This is a genomic window from Thalassospira sp. (assembly GCF_002709775.1).
GTDB lineage: Bacteria > Pseudomonadota > Alphaproteobacteria > Rhodospirillales > Thalassospiraceae > Thalassospira.
The window spans coordinates 26,369-44,474 of record NZ_PAQR01000021.1 but is presented as its reverse complement, the minus strand read 5'-3'; the positions used below and the strand labels follow the sequence as shown (position 1 = coordinate 44,474).

At 55.2% G+C, this 18,106-nt stretch carries 20 protein-coding genes; 15 read left to right on the top strand and 5 right to left on the bottom strand.

Annotated features, from left to right (window positions below; translation table 11 throughout):
• Nucleotides 1-191, bottom strand: a 191-nt coding sequence (locus CMO10_RS09330) for an NYN domain-containing protein (protein WP_297021085.1), incomplete at its 3' end; no start/stop codon positions are given.
• Nucleotides 192-377: 186 nt separating this feature from the next.
• Between CMO10_RS09330 and folK the strand changes: the two genes are divergently transcribed.
• The 15 genes from folK (at nucleotide 378) to CMO10_RS09255 (ending at nucleotide 13,771) form a co-directional block, all read left to right on the top strand.
• Complete coding sequence (gene folK, locus CMO10_RS09325; protein ID WP_297021083.1) at nucleotides 378-926, top strand: 2-amino-4-hydroxy-6-hydroxymethyldihydropteridine diphosphokinase; 549 nt, start codon at nucleotides 378-380, stop codon at nucleotides 924-926.
• A gap of 112 nt (nucleotides 927-1,038) precedes the next feature.
• A complete protein-coding gene (gene rpoZ / locus CMO10_RS09320; RefSeq protein ID WP_297021080.1) occupies nucleotides 1,039-1,371 on the top strand; it encodes a DNA-directed RNA polymerase subunit omega in 333 nt (110 codons plus the stop codon).
• Between the two features lie 143 nt (nucleotides 1,372-1,514).
• Nucleotides 1,515-3,659, top strand: a complete 2,145-nt coding sequence (locus CMO10_RS09315; protein ID WP_297021076.1) for a RelA/SpoT family protein — start codon at nucleotides 1,515-1,517, stop codon at nucleotides 3,657-3,659.
• A 131-nt stretch (nucleotides 3,660-3,790) separates the two neighbouring features.
• The gene (locus tag CMO10_RS09310) at nucleotides 3,791-4,501 is read left to right on the top strand and encodes a DUF2062 domain-containing protein (RefSeq protein ID WP_297021073.1); all 711 of its coding nucleotides are present in this window, start codon (nucleotides 3,791-3,793) and stop codon (nucleotides 4,499-4,501) included.
• Entirely contained in the window at nucleotides 4,498-5,247 is a 750-nt protein-coding gene (locus tag CMO10_RS09305; protein WP_297021070.1) for a pyridoxine 5'-phosphate synthase, read from the top strand. The genes CMO10_RS09310 and CMO10_RS09305 overlap by 4 nt, the downstream gene beginning before the upstream one ends.
• A complete protein-coding gene (gene acpS, locus CMO10_RS09300; RefSeq protein WP_044826722.1) occupies nucleotides 5,248-5,643 on the top strand; it encodes a holo-ACP synthase in 396 nt (131 codons plus the stop codon). It abuts the gene before it with no gap.
• Between the two features lie 27 nt (nucleotides 5,644-5,670).
• On the top strand, nucleotides 5,671-6,417 hold the full coding sequence (gene lepB, locus CMO10_RS09295) for a signal peptidase I (protein ID WP_044826721.1): 747 nt from the start codon (nucleotides 5,671-5,673) through the stop codon (nucleotides 6,415-6,417).
• Complete coding sequence (gene rnc / locus CMO10_RS09290; RefSeq protein WP_044826720.1) at nucleotides 6,417-7,100, top strand: ribonuclease III; 684 nt, start codon at nucleotides 6,417-6,419, stop codon at nucleotides 7,098-7,100. Before lepB ends, rnc begins: the two co-directional genes overlap by 1 nt.
• Nucleotides 7,093-8,031, top strand: coding sequence for a GTPase Era (gene era / locus CMO10_RS09285; RefSeq protein ID WP_297021063.1), 939 nt, complete (start codon nucleotides 7,093-7,095; stop codon nucleotides 8,029-8,031). The genes rnc and era overlap by 8 nt, the downstream gene beginning before the upstream one ends.
• 48 nt (nucleotides 8,032-8,079) lie before the next feature.
• The gene (locus tag CMO10_RS09280) at nucleotides 8,080-8,310 is read left to right on the top strand and encodes a hypothetical protein (RefSeq protein ID WP_044826718.1); all 231 of its coding nucleotides are present in this window, start codon (nucleotides 8,080-8,082) and stop codon (nucleotides 8,308-8,310) included.
• Nucleotides 8,310-8,477 carry a hypothetical protein gene (locus CMO10_RS09275; RefSeq protein WP_161794587.1) on the top strand — a complete coding sequence of 56 codons (168 nt, stop codon included), beginning with the start codon at nucleotides 8,310-8,312 and terminating at the stop codon, nucleotides 8,475-8,477. Before CMO10_RS09280 ends, CMO10_RS09275 begins: the two co-directional genes overlap by 1 nt.
• Nucleotides 8,478-8,486: 9 nt before the next feature.
• Nucleotides 8,487-9,236 (top strand): DNA repair protein RecO, encoded by a 750-nt coding sequence (gene recO / locus CMO10_RS09270; RefSeq protein WP_297021058.1) that lies wholly within the window; start codon nucleotides 8,487-8,489, stop codon nucleotides 9,234-9,236.
• Between the two features lie 136 nt (nucleotides 9,237-9,372).
• The gene (gene parC, locus CMO10_RS09265; RefSeq protein WP_297021056.1) at nucleotides 9,373-11,616 is read left to right on the top strand and encodes a DNA topoisomerase IV subunit A; all 2,244 of its coding nucleotides are present in this window, start codon (nucleotides 9,373-9,375) and stop codon (nucleotides 11,614-11,616) included.
• A gap of 236 nt (nucleotides 11,617-11,852) precedes the next feature.
• Nucleotides 11,853-12,398, top strand: a complete 546-nt coding sequence (locus CMO10_RS09260) for a TRAP transporter small permease subunit (RefSeq protein WP_044826715.1) — start codon at nucleotides 11,853-11,855, stop codon at nucleotides 12,396-12,398.
• Nucleotides 12,398-13,771 carry a TRAP transporter large permease gene (locus CMO10_RS09255; RefSeq protein ID WP_297021053.1) on the top strand — a complete coding sequence of 458 codons (1,374 nt, stop codon included), beginning with the start codon at nucleotides 12,398-12,400 and terminating at the stop codon, nucleotides 13,769-13,771. The genes CMO10_RS09260 and CMO10_RS09255 overlap by 1 nt, the downstream gene beginning before the upstream one ends.
• Before the next feature lie 144 nt (nucleotides 13,772-13,915).
• On the opposite strand, the gene CMO10_RS09250 is transcribed toward CMO10_RS09255, so the two are convergent.
• The 4 genes from CMO10_RS09250 to motA form a co-directional block, all read right to left on the bottom strand.
• On the bottom strand, nucleotides 13,916-15,010 hold the full coding sequence (locus CMO10_RS09250) for a TRAP transporter substrate-binding protein (RefSeq protein WP_297021050.1): 1,095 nt from the start codon (nucleotides 15,008-15,010) through the stop codon (nucleotides 13,916-13,918).
• A 178-nt stretch (nucleotides 15,011-15,188) separates the two neighbouring features.
• On the bottom strand, nucleotides 15,189-15,935 hold the full coding sequence (locus tag CMO10_RS09245; protein ID WP_297021047.1) for an arginyltransferase: 747 nt from the start codon (nucleotides 15,933-15,935) through the stop codon (nucleotides 15,189-15,191).
• Between the two features lie 119 nt (nucleotides 15,936-16,054).
• Complete coding sequence (locus tag CMO10_RS09240; protein ID WP_297021045.1) at nucleotides 16,055-17,011, bottom strand: flagellar motor protein MotB; 957 nt, start codon at nucleotides 17,009-17,011, stop codon at nucleotides 16,055-16,057.
• A 39-nt stretch (nucleotides 17,012-17,050) separates the two neighbouring features.
• Nucleotides 17,051-17,905 carry a flagellar motor stator protein MotA gene (gene motA, locus CMO10_RS09235; protein ID WP_297021042.1) on the bottom strand — a complete coding sequence of 285 codons (855 nt, stop codon included), beginning with the start codon at nucleotides 17,903-17,905 and terminating at the stop codon, nucleotides 17,051-17,053.
• Nucleotides 17,906-18,106: the final 201 nt, after the last annotated feature.

Sequence of the window (18,106 nt, the reverse complement as noted above, 5' to 3'; positions counted from 1 at the left end):
GGGCGGATCGGGGAATATTCCTGATCCTCGATCAGGGCGGTATAGTAGAAGGCTCGGATAAGCTGACCTTTTTGGGAAAAAAGTTCTAAAAGGCGTTTGTAATCAATATCAAAGCCAAGAGCCCGGGCTGCGGCGTACAGGTTGGAGCCGTCAATAAACAACCCGATGCGTTCCTGCGGGTAAAAAATCATCGTAAAATTCCTCAAACATCAAATTTAATTATGCAGTTCCCAAAAAAACGGAACACTTAATATCTACCGTGGCACAGGATACAAAGAAAGGCGAAAATATCGTGGACAGAGTATGATGGCTCCCTTAGATATGCCGTCTTTCCGAACTTGTTTCGCCGTCCAGACATCGAACCGAAGGTCTTCTTTGTGCGCAATTCTTCACCGTCAGACACCAGCATGATCGCGGATGACGCTATCCTGATTGCTTTCGGTGCAAATTTGCCTACCGAAGAATATGGTGCGCCTGCGCAGACATTGAAAGCCGCCCTGCGTCGTTTGGCCGAGAATGGCGATATTTCGATTGATCTGGTGTCATCCTTTTATGAAACCGCACCGGTGCCGATTTCTGATCAGCCCTGGTACGTGAACGGCGTTGCACGGATTTCGACCGATCTTTCAGCACATGATCTTCTGGAGCGGTTGCATGAAGTCGAGGCCGAATTTGGCCGTGTGCGCCGTGAACGCAACGCAGCCCGCGTCATTGACCTTGATCTGATTGCCTATGGCAGGGAGCTGGTGCGTGAAGAGGGCGGCATTCAGGTGCCTCATCCGCGCATGGCCGAGCGTGCATTTGTGCTATTGCCGCTACGCGATGTGGTGGCCGACTGGGTGCATCCGGTGCTGGCGCGCGATGTGGAAGATCTGATTTCCGATCTGCCGGCGGATCAACAGATTCGCAAGCAGGCGGAAAGCTGAAGAATAAGCACAAGAAAACCTGATCGAAAGAGTGGTTTCGCTGTTGCAACACAAGTGATCCGGCGCTATAAAGCTCGGTCTGGACACCCCAAAAGTATTTCTGGAGACATTTATGGCGCGCGTTACCGTCGAAGATTGCGTTGACAAGATTCCGAACCGCTTTGAGCTTGTAATGCTTGCTGCTCAGCGTGCACGCAACATCTCGGCCGGTGCAGAACTGACCATTGATCGTGACAACGACAAGAACCCGGTTGTTGCGCTGCGCGAAATCGCCGAAGTAAAGGTTGATTTCGACGATCTGCGCAATGGCATGGTGCAGGGTCTGCAGCGGCATGTTGAAAGCGACGAGCCGGAAGAATCAGAAGACGATTTCGGTCCGAAACTGGTTGCCGAAGCCGTTGAAGACGCTTCTGCTGGTGTAGTTGCTCCGTCGGAAGAAGAATAAGGTCAGACCGGTTTTGATCTGAACCTTTTCAAAAGAAGAGCCACGGTGTTTATCTTCCGTGGCTTTTTTTTGTCCAGATCGTACTATCTTAAGAAATGGGAACCCAGACTGTTCCCATTGGATAATTGCGGAGACGCCCCTGAATGATGCGCCAATACGAACTTGTTGAACGGGTTAAGGCATATGACCCCGACGCGTGTGAAACCACGCTGAACCGGGCCTATGTCTATGCAACCCAGAAACATGGTTCGCAAAAGCGCGCATCCGGTGACCCGTATTTTTCCCATCCGATCGAAGTCGCAGGCATTCTGACGAATTACAAGCTTGATTGCGACACGATCATCACAGCCCTTTTGCACGACACCATCGAAGATACTGATGCAACCCCCGAAGAGATCACCAAGCTTTTCGGGTCGAACATCATGAAGCTGGTCGATGGTGTGACCAAGCTGACCCAGATCGAACTTAAATCAGCAGATTCCAAGCAGGCGGAAAACTTCCGCAAGCTGCTTTTGGCGATGTCCGAAGACATTCGCGTTCTGCTGGTCAAGCTGGCCGACCGTCTGCATAACATGCGCACCCTGCATTATATCTCCAAGCCCGAAAAGCGCGTGCGGATCGCGGCCGAAACGCTTGAGATTTATGCTCCGCTTGCCGAGCGCATCGGTATGCATGACATCAAGGAAGAGCTTGAAGACCTTGCCTTCCAGCATATCAATCCCGAAGCAAGGGATTCGATCCTGGCGCGTCTGGAGTTCCTGCGCCAGAAGGACGACAACGTTGTCAGCCGGATTGTTTCGGAACTGACCGATGTCGTGTCGCGACAGGGGCTCAAGGTCGATATTTACGGGCGTGAAAAGCGGCCTTATTCGATCTGGCAGAAGATGCAGCGCAAGAATATCACCTTTGGTGAGCTTTCGGACATCATGGCGTTTCGCGTTCTCGTCGAAGACATGCCGCAATGTTACGAGGTGCTGGGCTATCTGCACGCCAATTACAAAGTCGTGCCGGGCCGGTTCAAGGATTATATCTCGACGCCGAAACCGAACGGCTACCGGTCGATCCATACCACGGTGCTGGGCCCGGAAAACCACAGGATCGAGGTCCAGATCCGAACCCGGCAGATGCACGAGGTCAACGAAAACGGTGTGGCGGCCCACTGGGCCTATAAACAGGAAACACCGACCGGCGAGCAGAAAGAAGGCGTTCAGTATCGCTGGCTGCGCGACCTTTTGGATATTCTTGAACATGCATCCGAGCCGGAAGAATTCCTTGAACATACCAAGCTTGCGATGTTCCAGGATCAGGTGTTCTGCTTTAGCCCGAAAGGCGATGTGATCGCGCTTCCGGCGCGCGCGACCCCGGTCGATTTCGCCTATATGATCCATACCCACATTGGCGATACCTGTGTGGGCGCCAAGGTCAATGGTGCGATGGTGCCGCTTCGGACCGTTTTGAATAACGGTGATCAGGTCGAGATCGTTACATCGAAGGCGCAAACGCCGAATCCGACCTGGGAGCGGTTCGTTGTTAGCGGCAAAGCGCGTGCACGAATTCGCCGCTTCATCCGCCAGCAGCAGGAAGACCAGTACAAGGACCTTGGCAAGGCGATCTTGCAAAAGGCGTTCCGTCAGGAAGGCTATGACTATTCCGACAAGGCGCTTGAAGGGGTTCTCAAGATCTTCAAGCAGCCCTCGGTCGATGCCCTTTTGACCCTTGTGGGTGCTGGCCATCATACCGGGCGCGAAGTTGTTCACGCGGTCTTCCCGGGCACCAAGGACAAGGAAACCGCGCGGAAGGTCGTGCCGCTTGATAAAGTACGGGCGCGCAAGCACGAGCATGCCATTCCGATCAAGGGCCTTATTCCGGGGATGGCTGTGCATTATGCCGGCTGCTGTCACCCGCTGCCGGGGGACCGGATTGTCGGGATTGTTACAACCGGCAAGGGCGTGACAATCCATACGATTGACTGCGATACGCTGGAAACTTTCACCGAGCAGCCCGAACGCTGGCTTGATGTCGGGTGGGATAATGAGGGCGAACCGGAGCACTTCATTGGCCGACTTGGATTGACCGTGGGGCATGAGCAGGGGGCGCTTAGTTCGATCACCAGCGTGATTGCCAAGAACCATGGCAATATCACCAATCTGCGCTTTACCAATCGCACGACAGATTTCTTTGAAATGCTGATCGATATCGATGTGGTCGATGTCAAACATCTGACCAACATCATCGCCGCCTTGCGTGCGACGCCTGTGGTCAATGCGGTTGAACGTGCGCGCGGGTAAGCGCGGACTGTAAACGCCTTCACCTTTTAGGTTAATTTGGTGCAAAAGCCTTGCCAAGCGCGCAGTCAGCACTTACGCATATGCCTCTAGTTTTTATTGCGTTACCTGATTTGTTCCAGAACTGACCCCGCATGTTTCGGCGCCGTATCAAACCATCATCTTTCCAGCGTGTACGCAACGTGGTCTGGCCACGGGGTGGCTGGCGCCGTTCGTCGCAATATTTTGCCCATCGGGTCGCCCGTCTGCCCGGATCGCCCTATAGCATCGCATCGGGCTTTGCCATCGGGGCGGCGGTGTCGTTCTCGCCGTTTATCGGTTTCCATTTTGTCATTTCGGCCTTGCTGAGCCTTTTGACGCGCAGCAACGTAGTGGCATCGATCCTTGGAACCGTGGTTGGCAATCCTTGGACATTTCCGTTTATCTGGCTGTGGCTTTATACCTGCGGCAACTGGATCCTTGGCGCGCATTCAGCAAGCTCTGCGGTGCATTTCGATATGGCCGTGCTGTGGGAATTTGTCGTTCTTGGCCTGAATTATGTTGGCGGCGGGCTGATTTTCGGGAACTGGGATCCGGCTGATCATGAATCGCTTGCTGTTCTGTGGGCCAGTATTGTTGATATCATCTGGCCGATGGTGGTCGGGTGTATTCCGACAACCATTATCGTCTGGATGCTGTTTTACTTCCCGATCCGCCGCGCGGTTGTGATCTATCGCCATAACCGCATCTTGCGCCGTATGAAAAAGACCGATCGCCATGGCCTGGGCCCCATGCTTGAAAGTGCCAAGGAAAAGATCGGAACGGCTGCAAAACACGCCACCAAAAAGCAGGATGAAAGATCATGAGTGCGAAGCTCCGCCTCGGGGTCAATATTGACCATGTTGCGACCATTCGAAATGCCCGTGGCGGCGATTTGCCCGACCCGGTGCGTGCGGCTGCCCTTGCCAAGGCCGCGGGGGCAAATGGTATCACCGCACACCTGCGCGAAGATCGCCGCCATATCCGCGATGCGGACATGAAAAGACTGCGCGAAGAGGTTGATCTGCCATTGAATTTCGAGATGGCGGCAACTGATGAGATGCTTGCCATCGCGCTTGAAACCAAGCCGCATGCGGTGTGCCTTGTTCCGGAAAAGCGTGAAGAACGCACGACCGAGGGTGGGCTTGATGTTGCGGGTGGACACAATCACCTGAAACATTATGTCTCCGAGCTTGGCAATGCGGGCATTCGTGTCTCGCTGTTTATTGAGGCATCCGAAGCGCAGCTTGATGCGGCCAAAAGCCTTGGCGCGCCGGTGGTGGAAATCCATACCGGGGCTTATTGCGATGCTGAAACGCCGGAAGAACGCGCGCGCGAACTGGACCGTATCCGCCATGCTGTGCAATATGGGGCAGGGATCGGGCTTGAAGTTCATGCCGGACATGGTTTGAACTTTGAAACGGTCAAGCCGATTGCGGCCATGCCGGAGATTGCCGAGCTTAATATCGGCCACTTCCTGATTGGTGAGGCGGTGTTTGTCGGGCTTGAAGCGGCGATTGCCGAAATGCGCCGTTTAATGGATGAAGCACGCACGCAAGCAGGTTATGCGTAAATGATCATTGGGATTGGCACGGATTTATGCGATATCCGTCGGATAGAGGCTGCTCTTGAACGCCATGGTGAGCGTTTCATGAAGCGCGTCTATACCGATATCGAGATTGCGCGTGCCACACGCAAGCCACATCGGACGGCTTCTTCGCTGGCGATGGCGTTTGCCGCCAAGGAAGCCTGTTCAAAGGCGCTGGGCACGGGGTTCCGCCGCGGTGTTTATCACAACACCATGGGTGTGGTACATCAACCCAGCGGCAAGCCCGATATGGTTCTGATTGAAGGTGCGAAAGCACGCCTGGAAGAATTGACCCCGGATGGGAAAACTGCCTCTGTGTACGTGACCCTGACGGACGAATATCCGCTGGCCAATGCGGTCGTGGTGATTTCGGCAGATTGACAAAAAAATTGATTGGTTGAACACGGAATGGAAAAGCTTGTGCATAAGAAGAAAACGGGTGGTTTGCTCGACACCTTGAAGACCGTTTTCTGGGCCATTGTTATTGCACTTATGGTTCGGACCTTTGCTTTTGAGCCGTTCAATATTCCGTCTGGCTCCATGATCCCGACCTTGCTGGTGGGCGATTATCTGTTTGTTTCGAAATTCTCGTACGGATATTCGAAGCACAGCATGCCGTTCAGCCTGCCGATCATTCCGGGCCGCGTGTTCGAAAGCGAGCCGGAGCGTGGTGATGTCGTGGTGTTCAAACTGCCGTCTGATACCTCGCAGGATTACATCAAGCGCGTGATTGGCCTGCCGGGCGATACGGTTCAGGTCAAGGAAGGCCGCCTTTACATCAATAACAAGATGATCGAGCGCGAGCGCATCGAGGATTACATCCTGACCGATGGCGGCGGGCGTTCTGCTGCCGTGCCGCAATATATTGAAACGCTGCCCAATGGTCGGGTGCATCGCATCCTTGAGATGTTTGGTGATCAGGGGCCGAGCGACAACACCGAAGCCTTCACCGTTCCTGAAGGGCATTTCTTCATGATGGGTGATAACCGCGACAATTCGGCCGATAGCCGTGCCTTCCCGTCGCGCTTCCGGTTTGTGCCGATTGAGAATCTGGTCGGCCGTGCGGAATTCCTGTTCTATTCCAAGGACAGCTCCCAGCCGGTCTATGATCTTGGCAGCATCCGCTATGATCGCCTGTTTCAGGGGGTTAACTGATGAGCGACGGCTCGCCGGTGATCGCCGAGATTGATCACGGTTTTTCCGACCCGGACCTTCTGCGGATCGCACTGACCCATCGTAGTGCGGCCAAAGGCAAGGATATGCTGAGCGGCGGCAACGAGCGCCTGGAGTTCCTTGGCGACCGCGTGCTGGGCCTTGTTGTGGCGGAAATGCTTTATACCCGCTTTGGTCGCGAGCGCGAGGGCGCGATGGCCAAGCGGTTTGTCGCGCTTGTGCGCCGTGAAACCCTTGCCCGCGTGGCCGAGCAGATCAAACTGGGTGAACACATCCAGATGGCCAAGGGTGAACGGGCAGCCGGGGCTGATACAAACCCGGCGATTTTATCTGATTGCATGGAGGCGGTGATTGCCGCACTCTATCTTGATGGTGGTCTTGAACCGGCACGGCGTTTTATTGAAAAGCTGTGGACGCCGCTTCTGGATGAAGCCAACAAGCCGCCGCAGGATGCCAAGACGCAATTGCAGGAATGGCTGCAGGGGCGTGGCAAGCCGTTACCGAAATACGAGATGGTCGGGCGTGAAGGCCCGGCGCACGCGCCGTTATTTACCATCGAACTGACCACCGGCGACGGTGACAGCGTCAGTGCCGAGGGCAAATCGAAACGCGAGGCGGAACAGCTCGCCGCCAAATTGATGTTGGAAAAACTTAGTGATGAATGAGGTTCCCGAACCGGTGGCCGAAGACAGATTACCTTATCAGCAACGTTGTGGCTTTGTGGCCCTCGTTGGTGCACCGAATGCTGGCAAATCAACGCTTTTGAACCAGCTGGTTGGCACGAAAGTGTCCATCGTCTCGCCGAAGGTCCAAACGACGCGTACCCGTGTGCGCGGCATCGTCATGACCGAAGACGCGCAGATTGTTTTCATTGATACCCCGGGTATCTTCGCGCCCAAACGCCGTCTTGACCGCGCGATGGTCAAGGCCGCCTGGAATGGTGCGGATGATGCGGACCTTGTTGTTCTTGTGATTGATGCCGGCACTGGCATCACGGATGAGGACCTTGCGATTATCAATACGCTGAAGGATCAGAACCGCAAGGCGATCCTGGCGCTGAATAAGGTCGACAAGGTTTCCGACAAGGAAAAGCTTCTGCGTCTGTCACAGGACCTGTTTGCCCATGATGTCTTTACCGATGTCTTCATGATTTCGGCCAAGAAGGGGGCAGGTACGCAGGATCTGGTGAACTTCCTTGCGGCCAAAATGCCGGACGGGCCGTGGATGTTCCCGGAAGATGATGTTTCGGACATGCCGTTGCGACTGCTTGCGGCCGAAATCACCCGTGAAAAGCTTTATTACCAGCTTCAGCAGGAACTTCCCTATTCCGCAACGGTCGAGACCGAGCTTTGGGAAGAGCGCAAGGATGGGTCGGTCAAGCTTGAGCAGACGATCTATGTCGAACGTGAAGGCCAGAAGGCGATCATTCTTGGCAAGGGTGGCAAACGTATCAAGGCCTTGGGCAGCGATGCGCGCAAGGAACTTGAAGCCATTTTCGAGCGCCGTGTACACCTGTTCCTGTTTGTGAAGGTTCGCGAAAACTGGGGCGATGATCCCAATCGCTTTGCCATGTGGGGACTTGATCACAACGCCTGAGGGTGTTCTGGTTCGCAAATCGATCGATCACAAATTGCCGGGTAGTTAATGGAAATCGGATCAGTCTGGGGAATTGTCATGATTGTTGTCGGCGCTGCTGCCGCAATGATCGTTGCGCGTGTCGCCAGACGCCCGTTTCGGAACCGCAATTCAAATGTGTCGGTCGAACGTGAAAAGTCCTTTTTGCACAAACCGCTTAACCTGATTGCGCTTTTGATCGCAGTTGCCGTCTTTGTGCTGGGCCTGTTCTGGCGCATGACGGGTGGAGGCCCCGGCTGATGACGAATAATTCCAATGACCCACTGACCGATGCCATCGACGAAATCCCGAACCGTCCGATCCTGCGCAAGGTGGTTTTCGGGATTGCCTTGTTCAGTCTGGCGTCCTGCCTGCTCGGGTTTTTCTTCTTGGTAACCCGCCTGATCGTACCCAGCGGCTTTTTCTAAGGTACGCGGATGGATTGGCGGGATGACGGTATCGTTCTTTCGACACGCAAGCTGGGCGAAAACTCGGTCCGTCTTTCCGTTCTGACCCGTGATTATGGCCGCCATGCCGGTCTGGTGCGCGGCGCAACCAGCAAATCAATGCGTGGCACCCTTGAACCCGGAAACGAGGTCAGGGTGGGGTGGTCGGCCCGGTTGGCCGAACATCTGGGGCAATTTCGCTGTGAGCTGACCGGGGCACATGCCGCTGATTTGTTGCTCCATGCCGGGCCGCTGATGGCGATGAGTTCGGCCTGTGCGATGCTTGATGCAACCTTGCCAGAACGCGAAGCCCATCCCGACCTTTATCATGGCACTGTCGCACTGATGAGTGCGCTTAAGAGCGAGCAGTGGTTGCCTGCCTATATCCGGTGGGAAGTCGGGTTGCTGGAAGAGCTTGGCTATGGGCTTGCGCTGGATCGGTGTGCCGCGACCGATGAAACCGAAAACCTTGCCTATGTGTCCCCCAAAAGCGGGCGTGCCGTGGGCGAGGCATCCGGGAATGCCTATCGCGATCGGATGTTACCGTTGCCGGCCTTTCTGGCGTCTGGACGGGCGGCACCATCGCGTAAGGAAATGCCGTTAAGCGAGCAGTTTCGTGATGGGTTGAAGCTGACCGGGTTTTTCATTCATCGCGATATTTTCGAGGCCAAGGGGGTTAAACCCGTGGCCGCACGCGACCGGCTTGTCAGTCATGTCTGGCGGGCCGATATCGGCGAATAAAAATAAATTCGGCAATTTGTGCGCCATATGTTGACCAAGACCATGCCCGGCGTAGTATGTTGCCAATAACGTAAGGTGTTCGGTTCCGAACGCACTTGCACATGTCCATTTTGACAAGCAACAAGAAAAATCGTTCATGAGCACCAAGACTTCCGATCCGGCAGGTGCCGGACAAATCAGGGAAACCCGCCTTGCCGACGCGCTAAGCGAGCGATATCTCGCCTATGCGATGTCGACGATCATGTCGCGTTCCCTGCCTGATGTGCGTGATGGCCTCAAGCCTGTGCACCGTCGTCTTCTTTACGCCATGCGTCAGCTTAAACTGAACCCGGAGCAGGGGTTCAAGAAGTGCGCACGTGTGGTCGGTGACGTGATCGGTAAGTATCACCCGCATGGTGATCAGTCGGTTTACGATGCCCTTGTGCGTCTGGCACAGGACTTTGCGGTTCGTTATCCGCTGGTCGATGGTCAGGGCAACTTCGGCAACATTGACGGCGATAACGCGGCAGCGATGCGTTATACCGAGGCCCGCATGACGGCAATTGCCGCAGCGCTTATGGATGGCCTTGACGAGGATGCCGTTGATTTCCGCCCGACCTATGATGGCGAGGAAAAGGAACCGGTTGTCATGCCGGCGGCCTTCCCGAACCTTCTGGCCAATGGTGCGGCCGGTATTGCCGTGGGTATGGCGACCAACATTCCGCCGCATAACGCAGGCGAGTTGTGTGCTGGCCTGATCAAGCTGATTGATGATCCGGAAACCTCGATCGCGCAGCTTGTACGTTGCGTTCCGGGCCCGGATTTCCCGACCGGTGGTGTTCTGGTCGAGCCGCGCGAAAACATTCTTGAAGCCTATGCCACGGGGCGTGGTTCATTCCGCCTGCGCGCGAAATGGGAAGTCGAGAAGCTGAGCCATGGCCTTTATCAGGTCGTGATCACTGAAATTCCCTATCAGGTTCAGAAAGCCAAGCTGGTTGAGCGCATCGCCGATCTTATGGTGGCAAAGAAATTGCCGCTTCTGAATGATGTGCGCGATGAATCGACCGATATCATCCGTCTTGTGCTTGAGCCGCGTACCCGCGCGGTCGAGCCGGAACATCTGATGGAAATGCTGTTCAAGAATACCGAACTGGAAATCCGGTTCGGCTTGAACATGAACGTTCTGGATGCCGATAACACCCCGCGGGTGATGAACCTGCGCGAAGTGTTGCGCGCGTTCCTTGCGCACCGTCAGGACGTTCTGATCCGTCGTTCCAACCATCGACTGGCGAAGATCAATCATCGTCTTGAAGTGTTGGAAGGCTATCTTGTTGCCTATCTCAACCTTGATGAAGTGATCCGCATCATCCGCTTTGAGGATGAGCCAAAGAACGCGTTGATGAAGGCGTTCGACCTGACGGAAGTGCAGGCCGATGCGATCCTGAACATGCGTTTGCGGTCTTTGCGCAAGCTCGAAGAGATGGAAATCAAGAACGAGCACGCCAAACTGACCGAAGAAAAAGAAGGCCTTGAGGCGCTTCTGGCCAGCGAAAGCCTGCGTTGGGAAAAGATCCGCGACGAAATCGAGCAGATGCGCGAGAACTTTGGCAAGAAAACCGCCATTGGCAAGCGCCGCACCGAGATTGGCGATGCGCCGGAAGAAATCGAAGTGCCGCTTGAAGCGCTGATCGAACGTGAACCGATTACGGTGATCTGTTCGAAAATGGGCTGGGTCCGTGCGCTTAAGGGCCATGTTGCCGATGTCAGCGACCTTAAATTCAAGGACGGTGACGAGCATCGCTTTGCGATCAAGGGCTTCACGACCGACAAGCTTCTGATCCTGTCGACGGCGGGTCGTTGTTACACCATGTCGTGTGACAAGCTGCCGGGTGGCCGTGGCCATGGGGAGCCGATCCGTCTTTCCATTGATCTGCCACAGGAACATGACATCGTTTCGATGGTCATTCACAAGGATGGTCGCAACCTTCTGGTGGCAAGTTCCGGTGGGCGTGGCTTCCTGGTGGCCGAGAAAGAAGTGGTCGCGCAGACCAAGAACGGCAAGCAGGTACTTAACCTTGGCGCCGGCGAGGTCGCCAAGATCTTCGAGCCGGTCGAGCATGATCATGTCGCCGTTCTGGGCGATAACCGCAAGCTTCTGATTTATCCGGTCTCCGAGATTCCGGAAATGACGCGTGGCCGTGGTGTGATCTTGCAGAAATATCGTCAGGGCGGTCTTTCCGACCTGATGCTGTTTAACCTTGAAGACGGCCTTAGCTGGACCATGGGTGGCAGCGAAGGACGTACCCGCACCGTGACCGAGCTTGCCGAATGGATTGGCAAGCGTGCCGGGGCCGGGCGCCTGCCGCCGAACGGGTTCCCGCGATCGAACAAGTTCGAGTAACGGGCGTTAAAACATGTTTGTGAAAGCCGGATGGTGCCAAGCCATCCGGCTTTTTCTTTGCCCGGATGGCGAAAAATGATGCACGGGCTACCATTTGTTGCATTTCCCGGCAGAAATGGGCGGATTTCGGTGCAAAAGATATAGCGTTTTAGGTGGTTAATATGTAACTTCCCAACCTGTTAAGCAGGAAGCCCGCAATTTTCCTGTGAGATTCAAAAAGGGCTTGGGAGTGAAAAGTGAGATTTCTCGGAAATTTCGTCCGTGTGATCGACGGTCTGAATGACTGGATCGGACGCGGAATAGCCTGGCTGGTGATCCCCATGGTGGTGATCACGTTCTTGGTGGCCACATTGCGTTATGGCTTTGCGGTTGGCTGGGTATCGATGCAGGAAAGCTATATGTGGCTGTATGGCATCATGTTCATGGTTGGTGCCGGTTATACGCTGCTGCATGGTGGTCATGTGCGCGTTGACGTGTTTTATCGTCCGGCTTCGCCGCGCTACAAGGCATGGGTGGATCTGTTCGGGTCCGTCTTCCTGCTGGCGCCGGTGGTCATCATGATCCTGATGTACAGCTATCCCTACGTTGTCACCAGCTGGCACCGTCTGGAAGGGTCACACGAAACCGGCGGTCTTCCGGGACTGTTTCTTTATAAGTCCGTGATCCTGGTCTTTTGTGTCCTGATGCTGCTGCAGGGGCTGTCACTGGCAGCGCGCAGCATTCTGGTTCTTGCGGGTCACAAAGAATTTGAAATCAAAGAAGAAGAGCACGAGGGCGTCTGATGTCGGGGGAAATTCTTAGCCTGGTAATGTTCGCCGTTGCGTGCGGCGTACTTCTTCTTGGTTTTCCGGTTGCCTTCTCGCTTGCGGGCACCGGTCTTGCTTTTGCGCTTATTGGCAATGCCATGGGCACATTCGATATGCCGCTTCTGGGCTCCTTGCCGTCACGCTATTTCGGTGTGATGACCAACGAGCTTTATGTTGCGATCCCGCTGTTCGTGTTCATGGGCGTGATGCTTGAACGCGCGCGGATCGCCGAGAAGCTTCTGACCACCATGGGCATGCTGTTTGGCACCATGCGTGGCGGTCTTGGTATTTCGGTCGTGATTGTCGGCATGTTGCTGGCGGCCTCCACCGGTATTGTCGGTGCGACGGTTGTCACCATGGGTCTGCTGAGCCTGCCGGCGATGCAGAAGGCCGGATATGATCCCAAATTGTCGACCGGTGTGATTTGTGCATCGGGTACGCTTGGTCAGATCATTCCGCCGTCGATCGTTCTGGTCCTGCTGGGCGATATCCTGCAGGGGGCCTATGCCGAAGCGCAGCGTTCGCTGGGCAACTGGGCGCCGGAGCCGATTTCGGTGATGGACCTGTTTGCAGGTGCCTTCATTCCGGGGCTGATGCTGGTCGGGCTTTATATCGGCTGGGTCATCATCAAGTCGCTGATCGATCCGGAATCTGCACCGGCACTGGTTGAAGGCAAACGTCCGGAAGGCCTGTGGGGCGAAGTTCTGCGTGCGTTGCTGCCGCCGGCATTGCTGATTGTGGCTGTTCTGGGCTCGATCCTGACCGGGATTGCAACGCCGACGGAATCTGCGGCATTCGGTTCGGTCGGTGCGACCATCCTGGCAGCGTTCTATAAGCGCCTTGATATGGCCGTCATGCGCCATGTTGTGCGCCAGACGGTTCAGGTCAGCGCGATGGTGTTTGTCATCCTGCTGGGTGCGTCGGTGTTCTCGCTGGTGTTCCGTGGCCTTGGTGGTGATCATCTGGTGGAAGAGCTTCTGCACAACCTTCCGGGTGGTGTGTTCAGCGCGATGCTGGTCGTGATGTTGCTCATGTTCTTCATGGGCTTCTTCCTCGACTTTATCGAGATCGTCTTTGTGGTGATCCCGATTGTCGGCCCGATCCTGCTGAAACTTGATGTTGATCCGGTTTGGCTTGGTGTGATGATTGCCATCAACCTGCAGACCAGCTTCCTGACGCCGCCATTCGGCTTTGCGCTGTTCTATCTGCGCGGTGTGGCACCGGCTGCGATCAAGACGCTTGATATCTATCGCGGTATCATTCCGTTCGTGATCATTCAGATGCTGGGCCTGTGCCTTGTCGCGGCCTTCCCGTGGCTGGCAACCTGGCTTCCGAGCATCCTGTTCTAAGCGGAACGACATTGCTTTAAGTAAAAAGGCACCCGAACCGGGTGCCTTTTTTCGTATCGGTGTGCGTTCTTAGCAGTTGGGGCAGGGCACAAATAAAAAGGGCTGGCAGATGCCAGCCCTTGGTCGTTTCCGAAACCGGAGAACTTAGTATTTGAACGGCAGGACACGGGCTTGTGCGAATGCCGATTCCGAGAATTTCGACCAAGCGATCGACTGGGTACGGAACTGTACCAGGCTTTCGAAGACTTCCTGCGACAGCGGGTTCGACGCAACGAGGTCACGCAGAACTTCACCGGACAGTTTGCCAAGGTTGGTCAGAATGTCGTCGGAGAACGGACGGACATCAACACCATGTTTGTTGCGCAGGGTATCAAGGGCCTGAACGTTACGGGCGGTGAACTCGGACAGAACCATCTGGTTCACAGCGCGGTTGGCCTGCTCGACAATGGCTTTCAGATCATCCGGGAGTGCATTCCATGCATCGAGGTTGATGAAGTTGTCGAGAACGGTCGCCGGCTCGTGCCAGCCCGGGTAGTAGTAGTATTTCGCCGATTTATAGAGGCCAAATGCCAAATCGTTGTACGGACCAACCCACTCGGTCGCGTCAATCGCGCCCGACTGCAGTGCCGGCGGAATTTCGCCGCCGGGAAGGTTCACAACGTTAGCGCCAGCGGCTTTGACAACTTCGCCACCGAGGCCCGGAATACGCATTTTCAGACCTTTATAGTCGTCAATGGTGTTCATTTCCTTGTTGAACCAACCACCCATCTGGGTGCCGGTGTTGCCTGACGGGAAGAACTTACAGTTCAGTTCGGCATAGACCTTGTCTGCCAGTTCCTGACCGCCGCCCCACTGGAACCATGCGTTCTGTTCCTGCGCGTTCAGGCCGAACGGCATTGCCGCGATATACTGGGTCGCGTCAACCTTGCCTTTCCAGTAGTAAGGCGCGCCGTGGCCCATTTCGACGGTGCCGTTGCCAACAGCGTCAACAGCTTCGAATGCCGGAACAATTTCACCAGCGCCGAAAACGGTCACTTTCAGACGACCTTCGGATGCCTTGGTGATGTATTCAGCCAGAAGGTTCGCACCGGTGCCAAGGCCCGGGAAGTTTTTCGGCCAAGTGGTGACAAGGCGCCATTCACGGACGTCCTGTGCAATGGCCGGTTTGGCGAAAGTTGACGCGGCGGCAGCAGTCGCACCTGCTACGGCAGCGCCGGAAAGAAATTGGCGACGTTTCATTGGTTACAACCTCCCAAAGATGCAAGCTCATGATTTATCTGTAAAAGCCGGTTTTCCGGCTATGAACCGCAGCTTATATGCGTCTTTACAGGCAGGCAACCGAGGATCGAGTTGTTTTCTAGGACTTTAGTCTAATTGGGGAATGTAACTGTCGGATTTTGACGGCGTTTTGGCGCTGTCAGTCCGATCCACCGCCGTTTTCGGCGTCTTCCATACGGATCCACTGGCCATCGCGGAAACCCTCAAGCGGCTGGAAGCGCATCTTGTAAGACATCTTGCGGCAATCACCGATCCAGTAGCCCAGATAGATGTGCGGCAGCGACAGCATTTTGGCCTCGTCGATCAGATCAAGAACAATATAGGTGCCAAGACCGCGGCGGTCTTCGGCCGGATCAAAGAAGCTGTAAACAGCCGACAAGCCATCGGCGAGAATATCGACCAAGGCGACCGCAATCAGACTGTCATCCGCGCGGCGATATTCGAAGATCGAGGTTTCTACCGTGCTGTCTTCGATCATCGCGCGGTAATCGCGTGCATCCATACGCGCCATATCGCCATTGCCGTGGCGGGCATCCTGATAGGTGCTAAAGAGTTGATATTGTTCCTGTGTTGCCGTTGGCGGCATCACGGTGCGGACAAGATCACTGTTCTTGTTCTTGATGCGGCGGAAGGAGCGGCTTGGCGTGAATTCCGCGCAGCAGACCCGGACGGGCACGCACGCATTGCAATCGCTACATGCCGGAAGATAGGCGATGGAATGGCTGCGGCGGAAGCCGGCGCGTGACAGAAGATCATGGACGTTGTTGGCCTCAGGCCCGCGGAGTTCTGTGACCAGCTTGCGTTCGAACCGCCCGGGCAGATAGGGGCACGGCATCGGTGCGGTCATGAAATAGTGCTGGGTCAGGCGCCGCTGATTAACTGTCATTTGGTCCGATCAGTCCCGATCACATCAAGAAGAACTACTTTATGAGATTAGGTTCTATTTATGACAGTTTAAAGGCCTGAGGGGCAAAAGGGCACTGAATTCTCATTCAGTGCCCGAAATCACTGTTGCGATGGAACCGAGAAAGTCGGGCGGCGCTGGTTTTCACCCGGAGCTGGTTGTTGCGCTGCCGGGGCGGCGGGCGCAGCACCGTTTGGTGTAGCCGGACTATTTTCGCCGTCACCTGCAAGTTCGGAACGCTCGCCGGTACCACGCAGCAAGGTGATGCTGATACGGCGGTTGCTTTCATTTTCCGGTGCTTCGGGCAGGAGCGGATCGGTATCAGACAGGCCGGCCACCTTGGCAAAGCGGGCAGTTTCAAGGCCCATTTCTTCAAGCGCGCGGCGGGTGGCAAGTGCGCGATCAGCCGAGAGTTCCCAGTTCGAATAGCCATCCGTTCGGTTGAACGGCACCGCATCGGTATGGCCTTCGATCGAGACATCCTGCGGCATGTTTTCGATTACGGCCGCGACTTGCTGAAGCAGAAGGCGGGTATGTTCGGCCATGGTGGCACTGCCGCTTGGGAACATGGCAGTACCATCTTCATCAAGAATCTGGATGCGCAGGCCTTCGTCGGTATTCTCGATGCGGATGTTCTTTTCAAGGCCCTGAAGTTCCTCGTTGGCTTCAATCGCCTTAAGGAGTTCTTCCTGTGCCTCGTTGAATTCCTGTTCTTCCATCTGGGCGACACGGATGGCTTCGCGTTGCTCGGGCGTTTCGACCGGCGGGATATCCATGCTGATGGTAGGGGATCCGAATTCGGAACGCATGGAGCCTTCTTCGGCAAGGCTGGTGCCGCCCAGCAATCCGCCAGAACCGGATTCATTTTGCGAGATGGTTTCGGGCGTGAAGTACATGGACACGCCTTGCAGCTGTTCCTCGGTCGCACTTGAAAGCAACCAGAGCAGCAGGAAGAACGCCATCATCGCAGTCACAAAGTCGGCATAGGCCACTTTCCATGCACCACCATGATGCCCGTGGCCGCCTTTCTTGATCTTTTTGATTACGATATCTGGCATTTACTTCGGTGTCCTCTAAACCAGAGCGTGCTTGTGGAACTAAGCGGTCGGCGCATCCTGGAGCGCCTCGTCGAGTTCCTTGAAGCTCGGCCGAAGGTTATGCGGAAGGGTCTTGCGCGCAAATTCCACCGAGACCTGCGGGGCATAACCCTGCATATGGCCAATCAATGCAGCCTTGATGCAGCCGAAATACTTGCCATCGGCATCAACGGTGTTTTTGATGATCGATGCGGTCGGGCCGACAAAGCCATAGGCGCCGAGAATACCAAGGAAGGTACCAACAAGGGCCGCAGCAATCAGGCCACCGAGAATTTCCGGCGGTTCGGTCACCGAGCTCATGGTGACGATAACGCCGAGAACTGCAGCAACAATGCCAAGTGCGGGAAGACCGTCACCAGCTGTCTGGACAGCAGCAGCGACTGCGTGCTCTTCCTCGTGATGGGTTTCGAGTTCCTGATCCATCACCGCTTCGAGTTCATAGGAGTTGGTCGTGCCGAGCGTCAGCAGGCGGAGATAGTCGCACATGAATTCCATTGCATGATGATCTTTCATCAGCATCGGGAAGTTGGAAAACAGGCTTGAGCTTTCCGGGTTTTCAACGTGGCTTTCAAGAGCGAGATCACCCTTGGATTTGGCCAGACGGAAAATCGCGTAAAGGCAAATCAGAAGTTCCAGATAGGCGGCCTTCTTCTTCGGGCCCTTCATGGCGCGCAGGGTATATGTGAAAGACTTTTTCACAATGCCAAGCGGGTTTGCCGTGAGATAGGCGCCAAATGCGGCCCCGAAAATGATCAGGACTTCAAGGGGTTGGATGAGAATTCCGAAGTCGCCATGTGGCAAATAGCCACCCAGGACAGAGCCGATTACGACGATATAGCCAATGATCAAGAACATTCTTTTTCTTCTCCGCTACCCCAAGCCAGATACCTGAACGATCAACCCCGAGTTCATCGAAACATCTGTCTTCTGCGGCAGTGCAGAACGTGTTTCTGATATCTATATGCCCTTATTAAGTTTTAATCTTATTAACATCGCGTTTAAATTAGCAGCGAGTTAGGTTTGACAGCGCGGTGATTAGACGCCATTTTCCCCAAG

What these genes read in the sequence shown, in the direction of transcription:
- rpoZ (WP_297021080.1), top strand. Translation starts at nt 1,039, where the DNA reads ATGGCGCGCGTTACCGTCGAAGATTGCGTTGACAAGATTCCGAACCGC.
- CMO10_RS09315 (WP_297021076.1), top strand. Translation starts at nt 1,515, where the DNA reads ATGATGCGCCAATACGAACTTGTTGAACGGGTTAAGGCATATGACCCC.
- CMO10_RS09310 (WP_297021073.1), top strand. Translation starts at nt 3,791, where the DNA reads ATGTTTCGGCGCCGTATCAAACCATCATCTTTCCAGCGTGTACGCAAC.
- CMO10_RS09305 (WP_297021070.1), top strand. Translation starts at nt 4,498, where the DNA reads ATGAGTGCGAAGCTCCGCCTCGGGGTCAATATTGACCATGTTGCGACC.
- acpS (WP_044826722.1), top strand. Translation starts at nt 5,248, where the DNA reads ATGATCATTGGGATTGGCACGGATTTATGCGATATCCGTCGGATAGAG.
- lepB (WP_044826721.1), top strand. Translation starts at nt 5,671, where the DNA reads ATGGAAAAGCTTGTGCATAAGAAGAAAACGGGTGGTTTGCTCGACACC.
- rnc (WP_044826720.1), top strand. Translation starts at nt 6,417, where the DNA reads ATGAGCGACGGCTCGCCGGTGATCGCCGAGATTGATCACGGTTTTTCC.
- era (WP_297021063.1), top strand. Translation starts at nt 7,093, where the DNA reads ATGAATGAGGTTCCCGAACCGGTGGCCGAAGACAGATTACCTTATCAG.
- CMO10_RS09280 (WP_044826718.1), top strand. Translation starts at nt 8,080, where the DNA reads ATGGAAATCGGATCAGTCTGGGGAATTGTCATGATTGTTGTCGGCGCT.
- CMO10_RS09275 (WP_161794587.1), top strand. Translation starts at nt 8,310, where the DNA reads ATGACGAATAATTCCAATGACCCACTGACCGATGCCATCGACGAAATC.
- recO (WP_297021058.1), top strand. Translation starts at nt 8,487, where the DNA reads ATGGATTGGCGGGATGACGGTATCGTTCTTTCGACACGCAAGCTGGGC.
- parC (WP_297021056.1), top strand. Translation starts at nt 9,373, where the DNA reads ATGAGCACCAAGACTTCCGATCCGGCAGGTGCCGGACAAATCAGGGAA.
- CMO10_RS09255 (WP_297021053.1), top strand. Translation starts at nt 12,398, where the DNA reads ATGTCGGGGGAAATTCTTAGCCTGGTAATGTTCGCCGTTGCGTGCGGC.
- CMO10_RS09250 (WP_297021050.1), bottom strand. Translation starts at nt 15,010, where the DNA reads ATGAAACGTCGCCAATTTCTTTCCGGCGCTGCCGTAGCAGGTGCGACT.
- CMO10_RS09245 (WP_297021047.1), bottom strand. Translation starts at nt 15,935, where the DNA reads ATGACAGTTAATCAGCGGCGCCTGACCCAGCACTATTTCATGACCGCA.
- CMO10_RS09240 (WP_297021045.1), bottom strand. Translation starts at nt 17,011, where the DNA reads ATGCCAGATATCGTAATCAAAAAGATCAAGAAAGGCGGCCACGGGCAT.
- motA (WP_297021042.1), bottom strand. Translation starts at nt 17,905, where the DNA reads ATGTTCTTGATCATTGGCTATATCGTCGTAATCGGCTCTGTCCTGGGT.